The organism is Deinococcus sp. KSM4-11 (genome assembly GCF_004801415.1).
GTDB lineage: Bacteria > Deinococcota > Deinococci > Deinococcales > Deinococcaceae > Deinococcus.
Map to the genome: position 1 here is coordinate 60,292 of NZ_SSNX01000008.1, position 13,252 is coordinate 73,543.

At 67.8% G+C, this 13,252-nt stretch carries 11 protein-coding genes; 7 read left to right on the forward strand and 4 right to left on the reverse strand.

Going from position 1 to position 13,252, the window contains the following annotated elements; genetic code table 11:
* The first annotated feature begins 234 nt into the window (after window positions 1-234).
* The gene (locus E7T09_RS18215) at window positions 235-1,479 is read left to right on the forward strand and encodes a Glu/Leu/Phe/Val dehydrogenase (RefSeq protein ID WP_136390620.1); all 1,245 of its coding nucleotides are present in this window, start codon (window positions 235-237) and stop codon (window positions 1,477-1,479) included.
* Between the two features lie 107 nt (window positions 1,480-1,586).
* Window positions 1,587-2,909, forward strand: a complete 1,323-nt coding sequence (locus E7T09_RS18220) for a Glu/Leu/Phe/Val dehydrogenase (protein ID WP_136390621.1) — start codon at window positions 1,587-1,589, stop codon at window positions 2,907-2,909.
* 117 nt (window positions 2,910-3,026) lie between these two features.
* Here E7T09_RS18220 and panB read toward each other — a convergent pair whose 3' ends face one another.
* The 4 genes from panB to E7T09_RS18240 are packed head-to-tail and all read right to left on the reverse strand — an operon-like array spanning window position 3,027 to window position 6,378.
* The gene (gene panB / locus E7T09_RS18225; RefSeq protein ID WP_136390622.1) at window positions 3,027-3,848 is read right to left on the reverse strand and encodes a 3-methyl-2-oxobutanoate hydroxymethyltransferase; all 822 of its coding nucleotides are present in this window, start codon (window positions 3,846-3,848) and stop codon (window positions 3,027-3,029) included.
* Between the two features lie 34 nt (window positions 3,849-3,882).
* The gene (locus tag E7T09_RS18230; RefSeq protein ID WP_240741885.1) at window positions 3,883-5,142 is read right to left on the reverse strand and encodes an MFS transporter; all 1,260 of its coding nucleotides are present in this window, start codon (window positions 5,140-5,142) and stop codon (window positions 3,883-3,885) included.
* A 37-nt stretch (window positions 5,143-5,179) separates the two neighbouring features.
* Entirely contained in the window at window positions 5,180-5,656 is a 477-nt protein-coding gene (locus tag E7T09_RS18235; RefSeq protein WP_136390623.1) for a DUF420 domain-containing protein, read from the reverse strand.
* Between the two features lie 47 nt (window positions 5,657-5,703).
* Entirely contained in the window at window positions 5,704-6,378 is a 675-nt protein-coding gene (locus E7T09_RS18240) for a D-lyxose/D-mannose family sugar isomerase (RefSeq protein WP_136390624.1), read from the reverse strand.
* Between the two features lie 162 nt (window positions 6,379-6,540).
* Between E7T09_RS18240 and E7T09_RS18245 the strand changes: the two genes are divergently transcribed.
* The 5 genes from E7T09_RS18245 to E7T09_RS18265 all read left to right on the forward strand — a co-directional run bounded on the left by E7T09_RS18245 (window position 6,541) and on the right by E7T09_RS18265 (window position 13,157).
* Complete coding sequence (locus E7T09_RS18245) at window positions 6,541-7,530, forward strand: heme A synthase (RefSeq protein WP_240741886.1); 990 nt, start codon at window positions 6,541-6,543, stop codon at window positions 7,528-7,530.
* 41 nt (window positions 7,531-7,571) lie between these two features.
* Window positions 7,572-8,483: a heme o synthase gene (locus E7T09_RS18250; protein WP_136390626.1), complete on the forward strand. Its 912-nt coding sequence runs from the start codon at window positions 7,572-7,574 to the stop codon at window positions 8,481-8,483.
* Between the two features lie 162 nt (window positions 8,484-8,645).
* Complete coding sequence (coxB, locus tag E7T09_RS18255; RefSeq protein WP_136390627.1) at window positions 8,646-9,875, forward strand: cytochrome c oxidase subunit II; 1,230 nt, start codon at window positions 8,646-8,648, stop codon at window positions 9,873-9,875.
* Window positions 9,872-12,334, forward strand: a complete 2,463-nt coding sequence (locus E7T09_RS18260; RefSeq protein ID WP_136390628.1) for a cbb3-type cytochrome c oxidase subunit I — start codon at window positions 9,872-9,874, stop codon at window positions 12,332-12,334. Before coxB ends, E7T09_RS18260 begins: the two co-directional genes overlap by 4 nt.
* A gap of 166 nt (window positions 12,335-12,500) precedes the next feature.
* Window positions 12,501-13,157 (forward strand): SCO family protein, encoded by a 657-nt coding sequence (locus tag E7T09_RS18265; protein WP_136390629.1) that lies wholly within the window; start codon window positions 12,501-12,503, stop codon window positions 13,155-13,157.
* The last annotated feature ends 95 nt before the right edge of the window (window positions 13,158-13,252 follow it).

A 13,252-nucleotide genomic window follows, 5' to 3' on the forward strand; every position in this document is an offset into this window, starting at 1 on the left:
GGCGTGTCAGGGGAGTGCTGGAATCGCTTCCGATATTCCGCGTGCTCATCGGCGTTTCGCGGGGTTGACGGCGACTGCCGGTGCGGTGAGGATGTGGGCGGCCCAGGTTCCAGCATCACCCGTCCGGAGGGGGCCTGCACGTCCCGGCCAAGTTGTCTATGCGTGTATGCTCCGGAAGTCAGCACATTCCACCCCGCCGCGCCACCGGGCGCGGCCCGCGAAGGAGACCAGCGAATGCGGGCATCAGGACTCAACTGGCAGGGCCTCATGGAGCAGCTCCAGCTGGCCCTGCCCCACTGCGACGTGACCGACCAGTCCCTCGCGTACTTCAAATACCCCCGGCGGACCGTCAGCCTGAACCTCCCGGTGCGCATGGACGACGGCAGCGTGCGCATGTTCCGCGCCTACCGCAGCGTGCACAACACCTCCCGTGGCCCCAGCATGGGCGGCGTGCGCCTCAAGGCCGGCGTCAGCGCCCACGAGTGCGAGGTGCTGGCCGCCATTATGACCCTCAAGGCGGCCGTGGCCGACCTGCCGCTGGGCGGCTCGAAGGGCGGCATCGACGTCGATCCCGACAGCATCAGCGCCCACGAACTCCAGGGTCTGGTGCGGCGCTACACCAGCGAACTCGTGGAATTCGTCGGCCCTGGCGAGGATATCCTGGCTCCGGACATCGGCAGCGACGAACAGGTCATGGCCTGGATTCTCGACGCCTACGCCGAGAACACCGGCGAGACCCTCAGCGGCGTGGTGGTCGGCAAACCCATTCCGCTGGGCGGCAGTTACGGCAGCAAGGACGCCCGTGGCCGCAGCGCCGCCCTGGTCACCGGCCGCATCCTGGAGCAGCACGGCCGCAGCCTGCAGTACGCCCGCGCCGCCGTATACGGCTTCGGCGCGGTCGGCCGTACCGCCGCGCAGACCCTCGCCGCGCAGGGCGCGCTGATCGTCGCCGTCAGCGACCAGGGCGGCGGCACCTTCGCCAGCGGCGGCCTGGATCTGGCTGCTCTCACCGCCTACCGCGAACGCACCGGCAGCGTGGCGGGCTTCGCGATCGACATCAGCGCCGAGGAACTCACGGAACTCGATGTCGATGTGCTGCTGCTCGCGTACGACTACGGCGCCATCCACGCCGGGAATGCCCACGCCGTACGCGCCGATTACGTGGTCGAGGCCACCAACCGCGCCGTACTGCCCGAGGCCGAGCGCTTCCTCAGGGGCCAGGGCGTGACCGTCATTCCCGATCTCGTCGCCAGCCTGGGCGGCGTGGTCGTGAACTACCTGGAATGGGTGCAGGACGCCAGCAACTTCTTCTGGACCGAAGAGGAGATCGAGAGCGCCATCGACGTGCGCGTGAACGCCGCCGTGGATGAGGTCATGGCCTTCGCCCGCACCCGCGACGTGGACATGCGCACCGCCTCGTACGTCGTGGCGCTGAACCGGCTGAATAACGCGACCGTGATGCGAGGGGTGTATCCATGACCGCCAGGATTCAGGCACATGAGTAGACCTGACGGCCACCGCCCGGCCGCCCTGCCCGGCGAAGACCCCGCATCCAAGCTCCCTCGTTCCCAGCAAGGAGTCTCCCAATGACCGCCACCCAAGATCCCGCCTCCCAGGCACCCGCTCCGGCCCGCGCGCACAAGGTGCCCAGTTACCTCGACCCGAACAACATCGGGCCCTACGAGATCTTCCTGGAGCAGGTCGAGCGCGTCACGCCATACCTGGGCAAACTGGCCTTCTGGGTCGAGACCCTCAAGCGGCCCAAGCGGATTCTGGTCGTGGACATCCCCGTGCACCTCGACGACGGCTCGATCGCGCATTTCGAGGGCTACCGCGTGCAGCACAACACGTCCCGCGGTCCCGCAAAGGGCGGCGTGCGCTTCCACCAGGACGTCACGCTGTCCGAGGTGATGGCCCTGAGCGCGTGGATGACCGTGAAGAACGCCGCCGTGAACCTCCCCTACGGCGGCGGCAAGGGCGGCATCCGCCTCGATCCCCGGCAGTACTCGACCGGCGAACTCGAACGCATCACGCGGCGCTACACCTCCGAGATCGGGCTGATTATCGGGCCGGACAAGGACATTCCCGCGCCCGACGTGAACACCGGCCCGCAGACCATGGCGTGGATGATGGACACCTACTCCATGAACGTGGGCCGCACCGCCACCGGCGTCGTGACCGGCAAGCCCGTGAGCCTGGGTGGCAGCCTGGGCCGCGCCGACGCCACCGGGCGCGGCGTGTTCGTGACCGGTTCCGAGGCCATGAAGAAACTCGGCATGCCACTGGAGGGCGCGCGGATCGCCATCCAGGGCTTTGGGAACGTCGGTGAGGCCGCCGCCCGGATCTTCCATGAACACGGCGCGAAGATCGTCGCCATCCAGGACGTGACCGGCACCATCCACAGCGAGGCCGGCATCGACCCCGGCGCGGCGTTGAGCCACCTGCGCGCCACCGGCCGCATCACGGACTTCCCCGGCAGCGAGGAAATCGCTGCCGCCGACTTCTGGGGCGTGGACTGCGACGTGCTGATCCCCGCCGCGCTGGAAAAACAGATCACCCTGGTGAACGCCGACCGGATCAAGGCCCGCCTCATCGTCGAGGGTGCCAACGGCCCCACCATCCCGGCCGCCGACGACCTGCTGGCCGACAAGGGCATCACGGTGGTGCCGGACGTGCTCGCCAACGCGGGCGGCGTGACCGTCAGTTACTTCGAATGGGTGCAGGACTTCTCCAGCTTCTTCTGGACGGAAGACGAGATCAACAAGCGCCTCGACCGCATCATGAGCGAGGCCTTCCAGAGCCTGTGGGCCGTCAAGGAACAGCACGGCGTGACCCTACGGACGGCCGTGTATATCGTCGCCTGCACGCGCGTGCTGGAAGCGCGGGCGCTGCGGGGGCTGTACCCCTAAAACGCGGTGCATTGGGCCGGAAGCGGTTGCCTCAGGCTCCCGGCCCTCCGCTCGCCTCGCCTCAGCAGCCAATTACTGGACGCGGATCGCTGCACCTCAGCCCTCGCCCTGCGCCCCTCAGTACAGCTTGCCCAGCACGTCGTCCTTCATCACGAACGAGTTCTCCTTCGTCGGGAAGGCCCGGGCGCGCACGTCGGCCGCGTACTGCTCGATGGCCTCGCGCGACAGCTTGCCGATCTCGGCATAGCGCCGCGCGATCTTCTTGTCCTCTCCCTCGTACACGCCCAGCAGGTCGTGCGTCACGAGCACCTGCCCGTCACAGTTCATGCCCGCGCCGATGCCGATGGTCGGGATGCCCAGCCGTTCCGAGATCAACTTGGCCAGCCGAGCTGGAATGGCCTCCAGCACCACCGCGAAGGCCCCCGCCTGTTCCAGCGCCACGGCGCCTTCCAGGGTGCGGCGGGCCGTGTCGTCGTCCTTGCCCTGCACGCGCAGGCCGCCCTGGGCGGTGGCCGTCTGGGGCATCAGGCCCACGTGTCCCATCACGGGAATGCCGTTGCGGGTCAGGGTGTCCACCACCTGCAGAATCTCGGTGGTCGCGCCCTCCATCTTCACGGCGTCCGCGCCGGTCTCCTGAATCACCTTCACGGCGTTCCGCATGGCGTCCTGCGTGCCCGTGTGGTACGTGCCGAAGGGCAGATCCACCACCATGAACGTCTCCGGCGCGCCCCGCCGCACCGCGCGCGCGTGGTGGATCATGTCGCCCAGCGTGACCGGCGCGGTGCTGTCGTAGCCCAGCACCACGTTGCCCAGGGAATCGCCCACCAAGATCAGGTCTACGCCCGCGGCCTGCGCGTGCTTGCCGCCGGGGTAGTCGTAGGCGGTGACCATCACCAGCGGCGACTCGGAGTGCTGCAACTCCGGAATGCTGCGTTTCATGCAGGGAGCGTAGCAGAGGGGCCCGGCCCTTCCCTCAGTCCTCGGCTACGTCCGTCAGATCCATCGCGCGGAGTTCTGGGGCCAGGTAGGCGGTCACGCCTACTACGATCAGGGTGACGATCCCGCCCAGCCACACACTGCGGGCGGTACCGAGCAGCTTGGCGGCCACGCCGCTCTCGAAGGCGCCGAGTTCGTTACTGGCCCCGATGAACATGCCGCTGACGGCATTCACGCGCCCGCGCATGTGGTCCGGGGCCTTCAGTTGCAGGGTGGCGCTGCGGATGACCATGCTCACGCCGTCGAAGACGCCAGCGGCGATCAGCGCAGCCACACTCAGGTAGAAGTTGCGCGACAGGCCAAACACGAGCATGCACACGCCGAACCCGGCGACGACACTCAGGAGCAGGCGGCCTGCGCCCTTGCCCGGTGGATGCCGGGTGGCGTACAGCATGACCAGCAGCGCGCCGATGCTCGGTGCGGCCACGAGCACGCCCAGTCCTTTCGGACCGACGGCGAGGATGTCCGACGCGAAGATGGGGAGCAGGGCGACGGCGCCGCCGAACAGCACGGAGAACAGATCCAGGGCCATGCTGCCGACGAGCACCTGCCGCTGCACCACGAAGGCCAGACCGGCTTTCACGCTGTCCCAGATGGGTTCACCGGGCGTGAACTGCGGGCGCGGTTTGGGTTTCACGGTCAGCACGCAGCCCAGCGACACGACGAACAGGACGAAGGCGAAGGCGTACGCGCCCGACGCGCCGACGGAGGCGTACAGCACGCCGCCGAGGGCTGGCCCGGCGATCCCGGCGGCCTGCCACGCGCTCGACCGCCACGCGCTGGCGCGCAGCAGCAGCTCGCGCGGCACGACCTGCGCCTGGAAGGCGGGCAGCGCCGGATCGGAGAAGCCGCGCGCCACGCCCAGCGTGAAGATCAGCGCCAGGATCGGCCAGATGCCGGTCTGAATGGCGTGCGGGGCGTACAGCGCGAACAGGCCCGCGCACACGACCTCCACGGTCATGGTGGTCAGCAGAATCCGGCGGCGGTCGTTGCGGTCGGCGACCACGCCGCCCAGCAGCGCCAGACTCAGGGCGGGAATCGCCTCGACCAGCCCGAGAATGCCCAGCGTGAGGGGATTTTTGGTGATCTGGTACAGCTGGTACGCGACCGTCAGGGCGACCGCGCGGCTGGCCAGGGTGCTGGTCACGGCGGCCAGCAGCATGGCGCGGAATTCCGGCAGTTGCAGGACGGCACGGCTGGACGTGGCGACGGCGGCGGACTGGGGCGGCGAACTCACCGGGGCAGTGTAGGCCCCGGCGTGGCCGCGCGCGCGTTCATGCCCCCTTGATGACCTCGCCCCAGCGGCCCAGCAGCAGGTAGATGATCCAGCCGGTCACGGCCACGTACAGCCACACGGGCACGGTCCAGCGCACCCACGCGCGGTGCCGGTTGAAGTACACGCGGGCACCGGGCGCGTCGATGTTGCCGAGGTTGCCGGCGGCCTTCAGGCCCCGGTAGGCGTTGAACAGCGCGCCCAGCGCGAGCGGCAGGTTCGCGGCGGCCAGGATGATGTGGCTGATCAGCAGCGCGTAGTACGCCCAGCGGTTGGGGCCGATGTACTTCTTCTCGTAGCCCAGGCCCAGGCGGGTCAGGTACAGCACGAGGAACAGGGTGGCGAGCGTGGAGGCGACGATCATCGCGCGCATGTGCGCCTCACGGTTGCCGTGGCGGATGAAGTACACCCCGACGCAGAGGGCCACGCCGCTCAGGACGATGGTAATCACAGACCACTGGTTGATCGTTTCCGCCATAACCCGGTCAGTGTAGGGGCGCCGGTCGGGTCAGGTGGCCCCCCCGCTCAGGACGGCGCGGGCAACTCGTTCCACAGGGGGTACAGGGTGGGTTCGTCCTCCTGCACGCTGGAAAAGCGTTCCGCTGGTTCCAGGAACAGGTTGTCGGTCTGGTCGTCGTTCACGGCGCTGACCTCGCCGGCCATGACCGGGCCGTGGCCGGGCAGGGCGTAAAAGCGGTGGTACGTGCCCGGATGCAACGTGACGCTCTGACCGGGATGCAGGTGCAACGGTTCCAGGGCGGCCAAGGTGCGCTCCTGGCCGTCACTGAACACCGTCACTGGCGCGTCGCTGATGCCACCGGTCGTCGCGGTGGCCAGTTCCAGCACCAGGACGCCGCCGCCCCGGTTGATGATGTCCTCGGTCTTGAAGTGATGCGTGTGCAGGGGGGCGACCTGCCCCTCGCCGATCATCAGGAGCTTCTCGGCGTAAGTGATCTCGCCGGGCATCCCCAGGCGGCCATTGCGCACGCCGAACAGAAGCAGGCCCTGGCAGCGGAAGTCCCCACTGCCGAAATCGGTCACATCCCAACCCATTTGCCGGGCACGGCAGTACGCGGCGACCTGCGGATGGGCCGCCCACTGCTCGGGTGACCACGTCGCCCAGGAGGGCAGCGCAAACCGCCACGCCTCGATCAGGGCCGTGGCTTGACGTTGGGCCGCATTGATTTCACTTCGGCGCACGGTAAGCCTCCGGGGAGCGCGGGCCACCACCGAGGAGACGGCGTTCCCTGAGCCAGACGATAGCGCGCGTGGCCGGGGGACAATCCTCTGGGCAGCAGGGCGCATAAAATAACGCTGGACTTCGCCACGAGCGGCGGGCGAGGGCAAGGGATGGTGAGGAAGTTGAGTGGAACGCTGACGGCATCCCGCGCGGGCGCGGGCCTCTGGTTGTCCCGGCTGGCGTGGGTGGCGCTGGGGTACAACGTGCTGGTGATCCTGTGGGGCGCCGTCGTGCGGCTCACCACGTCCGGCGCGGGCTGCGGCGCGCACTGGCCGCTGTGCAACGGCGTGGTGCTGCCGCCCAGCCCGACCCTGCACACCCTGATCGAGTTCAGTCACCGCCTGACCAGCGGCGCGAGCGGCCTGCTGGCCATCGCCCTGGTCATCCTGGCGTTCCGCGTGACCCAGCAGGGCCACCCGGCGCGGCTGGGCGCGGCCCTGAGCCTGGGCCTGATCATCCTGGAGGGGCTGGTGGGCGGCGTGCAGGTGCTGCTGGGCCTGACCGCCACCAGTACCGATCCGGCGCGCGGCTTCGTGCAGGGCGTGCACCTCGCCAACACCTTCCTGCTGCTGGGGGCGCTGCTGCTCACGGCGCTGTGGGCGTCCGGCGCGCCGGGGCTGCGGCTGCGTGGGCAGGGGCGGGCGGGCACCCTGAGCGCGCTGGCCCTGATCCTGCTGCTGATCCTGGGCATGGCGGGAGCCGTGACGGCGCTGGGCGACCTGCTGTTCCTGCCGGCCGACGGCACGCCCATCGACACGGTGAAGCACGATTACGCGGCCACGGCGGGCGCATTGCAGAACCTGCGCGTGATTCATCCCATGCTGGCCATCGTCGTCAGTGCCTTCCTGGCATGGCTGGCCGGCTGGTTCCGGCGGGCACGGCCCTCGGCGAGCGTGGAACGCTGGAGCGTGGCCGTGTGGGGCCTGATTGCCCTTCAGATCGCGCTGGGCTTCCTGAACGTGGCGCTGCGCGCGCCCGCGTGGATCCAGCTGTCTCACCTGGCGCTGGCGTGCGCACTGTGGCTGGGCACCCTGACCCTGGTGTACTTCGCCCTCACGGCGCTGACCGTGCAGGGCGGGCGTTCCCTGCCGGTGGGCCGGGTGGGCGCATGACGGCCTCCGAGCGTGCGGCGGCCTCTGATACCGTGACGGTCATGCTGTCCACTGCGCGGGAGCGCGCCACCTGGCGGGATTACCTGGCGCTGACCAAGCCGAAGGTGATCAGCCTGCTGCTGTGGACGACCGTTACGGCCATGTTCATGGCCGCGCGCGGCTGGCCGGGCCTGTGGTTGCTGGTGGTCGTCAGCGTCGCCGGGTACATGTCGGCGGGCTCGGCGGGTGTGTTCAACATGATCATCGACCGCGACATCGACCTGAAGATGGCCCGCACGGCCAAGCGGCCCACCTCCAGCGGCGTTATCGGCACGCGCGACGCGGCCCTGTTCGGCGGAACACTCCAGGTGCTGTCCTTCGTGGCCCTGTGGGTGTGGGCCACGCCGCTGGCCGCGTGGATGAGCTTGGCGGGCTTCGTGACCTACGTGGGCGTGTACACCGCCCTCCTGAAGCGCCGCACGTGGCACAACATCGTCCTGGGCGGCGCGGCCGGGTGCTTCCCGCCGCTGGTCGGCTGGGCGGCCGTGACCGGCGACCTGAACCTGTTCGCGTGGTTCCTGTTCGCCATCATCTTCTTCTGGACGCCGGTGCATTTCTGGGCGCTGGCCCTGATGATCAAGGAGGAGTACCGCGAGGTCGGGATTCCCATGCTGCCCGTCGTGCACGGCGAGAAGCTGACGGTCGCGCAGATCGGGCTGTACGCGATCTACACGGTCGTGCTGTCGGTCATGCCGGTCTTCTTCCACGAGGTGGGCGCGGTGTACTTCGTGCTGGCCGCCGCGCTGGGTGCGTGGCTGCTGGTGCTGTCCTGGCGGCTCTACCGGCACGTGGCGGCGGGGCACACGGTCGAGCGCCGGGTGGCCGTGCCGCTGTACCTGTACTCCATGCTGTACCTGGCGCTGCTGTTCGTGGCGGGCGCCGCCGACCGGATCCTCTTCGCGCACCTGGGGTAGACCCCGGCGGGCAGGACACTTTGCCCGGCGCCCATGGTGTTGTATGGGCATCATGCCTGAACGAGCGGTAGGGATGGGATGGAGTACGGCGCGGCCGGGTTGGACGGACGCTGCACGCTCGCCCGCTGGACGCATTAAACTGCGGGCAAGAGGAAAGGAGTGATGTTGAATACCATCCATGACCGCCACCGTGGCACCCGGAGGCGCGCCGGCCGAACGGGAGCCATCGCCGCCGCGCTGGGCATGGCGCTGCTCAGCGGCTGCCAGCAGGCCCGCCAGTCCCTCTCCATCGGGGACATGCACTCGGCCTACAACCGTGAGATCTGGTGGATGAGCCTATGGGCCATCGCGCTGTCGATCATCATCTTCATCGGCGTGTCGTACGCGCTGTTCTACACGGTGAACAAATTCCGTGAAGACAAGCACGACGCCGAACCCGCGCAGTTCCACGGCAACAACCGCCTGGAAGTGGCGCTGGTGGTCGTGCCCGTGATCATCGTGTTCGGTCTGAGCGTGCTGGCCGTCAAGAGCCTCGCCGTGGTGAACAACGTCGACGCCAGCGCTCCGAAGATCGACGTGCTCGGGAAGCAGTTCTGGTGGAACTTCTCGTACCCGGACGCCACGGCCGCCGCGGGTGGCGTCGTCACCAACGGCAACGAGATGCTGATGCCCGCCGCGCAGAAGATCACCCTGAGCGTGACCAGCGGGGACGTCATCCACGGCTTCTGGGCGCCGAACATCGGCGGTCAGCGCGCTGCCATGCCCGCCACCAAGAAGGTCTGGATGGTCGATTCCGACCGGGCCGGCGCGTACCAGGGCAACTGCTCGCAGCTGTGCGGCGGCAGCCACGCCAACATGCGCTACAAGGTCGTGGTGCTCGACAAGGCGCGCTACGACTCGACCGTCAGCGCCATGCAGGCCTACAAGGCCCCGGAGCCCGCTCCCGGCAGCAGCGAAGCGCGCGGCTACGCGCTGTTCATGCAGGGCAAGCCCAGCGCGGCTGCTCCTGCCTGCGCGTCCTGCCACCGCGTGCAGGGCACCCCGGCAGCGGGCGCGGTCGGCCCGGATCTGAGCTTCTTCGGCACGCGCCGCACGCTGGGCGCGGGCATCTGGGAAGCCATGACCGAGGCCCACTGGACCGATCCGAAGGCCGCCGCTGAACTGCACGCGTGGATCAAGCACAGCCCCGCCGTGAAGCCCGGCAGCCTGATGCCCTCCTACGACGGCAGCGAGTATCGGAGCCAGGGCAAGCTGATCAAGGGTGGCACCCTGACCGACGCTGAAATCGACGACATCGCCGCGTACCTGCGCAGCCTCCAGCTCCCCGCAGACGCGGACTACTGGAAGGGCACGCCCGTGATCGGCGCGAACACCGCAGGAGGCCCGCAGTGACCATCCAACACGCTCCGCAGCCGCAGCAGGTGTCGGCCCCACGCCACTCGGTGTGGGAGGTCATCAAGGACTACATGATGACCACCGATCACAAGAAGATCGGCACGCTGTACATCGGCACCAGCATCCTGGGCTTCGCCATCGCCGGTCTGCTGGCCGTCGCGATCCGCATCCAGCTGATGTTCCCCAACAACACCTTCCTGGTCGGCAACGGCTACAACCAGGTGCTGACCCTGCACGCCGCGCTGATGATCTTCTTCTTCCTGATTCCCATCGGCCTGTTCGGCTTCGGGAACTGGATCCTGCCGCTGCAACTCGGGGTGCGTGACGTGGCCCTGCCGCGCGTGAACACCTTCGCCGTGTGGCTGTTCATCTTCAGCCTGATCCTGGTGATCCTGGGCCTCGTGAACGGCGGCGCACCCGGCGTGGGCTGGACGTTCTACTACCCGCTCTCGGTGGATGCCAACCAGACCGGCGTGGCCGTGCTGATGGTGGCCCTGACCCTGAACGGCATCGCGTCACTGCTGGGCTCGGCGAACTTCGCGGCCACGGTCGTGAACATGCGCGCGCCGGGCATGAGCCTGTGGAAGATGCCGATCTTCGCGTGGAGCATCTTCGCCACGTCGATCCTGCAGCTGATCTCGCTGGGCGGCCTGACGGCAGCGGCCCTGGTGACCTTCCTGGAGATCAAGCTGGGCCTGAGCATGTTCGACCCCGGCCGGGGCGGCGTGCCCGTCATGTTCCAGCAGTTCTTCTGGTTCTACTCGCACCCGGCCGTGTACGTCATGCTGCTGCCGTACCTGGGCATGGGCGCCGAGATCGCCTCGACCATGGCGCGCAAGCCGCTGTTCGGCTACCGCGTGATGGTGTACTCGATCCTGGGCATCGTGCTGGTGTCGCTGCTGGTGTGGGTGCACCACATGTTCGCCGTGGGCCTGCCGGAAAGCTGGCAGATCGCGTTCATGATCGCCACGCTGATCGTGGCCGTCCCGACCGGCGTGAAGATCTTCAACCTGATCGGCACGCTGTGGGGCGGGCGGATCATGATGCGCACCCCTACCTTCTGGCTGGTGGGCTTCATCTTCAACTTCCTGATCGGCGGGATCACCGGCGTGGCGCTGGGCATGATTCCCTTCGACTACCAAGTGACCATGTCGTACTTCGTGGTCGCGCACTTCCACAACGTCATGATGTTCGGCACGGCCTTCCTGGCCATGGGCGGCATCTACTACTGGTGGCCCAAGATGACCGGCCGCTTCCTGAACGAGAAACTGGGCCTGTGGCACTTCTGGCTGTTCATGGTCGGCTCGTGGATGACCTTCCTGCCGCAGTACATCCTGGGCCTGCTCGGCATGCCCCGCCGCTACTACACGTACCCCGACGGCAACTTCGCGTGGAGCGAACTGAACTTCGTGTCCACCCTGGGCGCCCTGACCCTGCTGGCGGGCGGCATCGTGTGGGTGTGGAACATGTGGCAGAGCGTGCGCGCCCCCGCCACGGCCTCCGCGAATCCCTGGGGCGGCTTCACGCTGGAATGGACGGCGGCCTCCCCGCCCGCGCCGTACAACTTCGCGCACGACTTCCCCACCACCTTCCCCACCGAGCGCCCCCTGTACGACTGGGAGAAGAATGGCGACACCCTCACCCCGGTCGATCCGAAGACCATCCACCTGCCGCAGGATTCCTGGGGGCCCTTCATCACGGCCGTGGGCATGCTGCTGATGGGCTACGGCCTGAGCTTTGGGTGGTTCACCAACTACTCCCCGGTCGATGGCCTCAAGCCCTTCTTCAACGCGGCCCCCGGCCACGTGTTTGCCAGCATCGTGCTGTACCTGAGCATTCCGCTGTTCCTGTACGGCCTGTTCAAGTGGGCGGGCACGCCCGAGTACAAGGAACCCACCGAGCACCACTTCCTGACCAAGTACGACAACGGCTTCCTGGGCATGGCGTGGTTCATCATCTCGGAAGTCGGTCTGTTCGGCGTGCTGATCGCCGGGTACGTGTACCTGCGGATCAGCGGGCATGCCGAGCCGCCCGTGCTGCGCCCGAACATCTGGCTGGCCGCCCTGAACACCCTGATCCTGGTCAGCAGCTCCTTCGTCATCCACCGTGCCGAGCAGGACAACCATCACGGCAAGCTCACCCGCTTCCGCATCGGCCTGTTCGTCACCCTGATCCTGGGCGCGCTGTTCATGCTGTTCCAGGTATACGAGTTCAGCCTCTTCGGCCACGAAAGCGACTGGCGCCAGAACCTGTGGGAGTCGTGCTTCTACACCATCGTTGGCCTGCACGGGCTGCACATCCTGATCGGCGGCACTGGCGTGGCCCTGCCGTACTACCAGGCCATGACCGGCAAGATGGACAAACACAACCACGGTTCCATTACGCCCGCCAGCCTGTACTGGCACTTGGTGGACGTGGTGTGGCTGTTCATCGTGGCGATCTTCTACGCTTGGTAAACCAGGTTCCAGGCGCGGAGGTAGACCTCGCGTCAACGGGCAGGCCGCCCCGGCGGGCGGAGTCTGAAACCATAAAGGCATGAATTAGGGGCTGACTTCGGTTGGCCCTTCTGCCTATTGCTCCTCTGGGACACCCCGCCCGCGCCGCGTGCCCTAGCCTGCGCGCATGAAGGTGCTGACGGCGGTGCTGCTCGCGGTGGCCGCGATCCTGGCGGGTCTGCTGCTGTACCGGCGGGCGAACCCCGGCGTGAGTGGAGGGGACGCGCTCGACGTGCCCATACCGCTGCCTGCTGTGGCACTGCTGGATGACCGGGGGCGGCAGACCACGCTGGCCCACTCGGACGGGCGGATGCGGCTGGTGTTCTACGGCTACGTGCGCTGCCCGGACGTGTGCCCGGCCACGCTGGCGAGCCTGAAGAACATCTGGGCGACCCTCACTGCGGCGCAGCAGGCGAAGATGCAGGTGCAGTTCATCTCGGTCGATCCGGTTCACGATCGCCCTGCCGTGGTGCGGGCGTACCTGAGCCGGTTCGATCCGACCTTTACAGGCCTGACCGGCAGTGTGGACGCCGTCAACGCGGCGGCGAAGGCCATGTTCGTCGGGCTGGTCGATACCCGTCCGGCCCCGGTGGATCATGCGGGAATGCTAGGAATGAAGGCCGCCGCGCCGGTTGGTGCCACGGCGGCCGAACTGCTGCACGGCGATCAGGTCAGCATTGTGGACACTAGGGGCCGCTTCGTGCGGGTGTACGGCAATGGCGCGGTGATCGACGGCACCCTGGAGCGCGACCTGCCGGGGCTGATTCGCCAGTACGGGTCGTAGCTCCGTTCGTACGGCTGTCGGCCAGAGCCTGCAGGGGTTCGAGTTCCTAGACTCCAGATCAGCTCATGGAGGAGGCCCAGGGAGCGAGCGCGTCC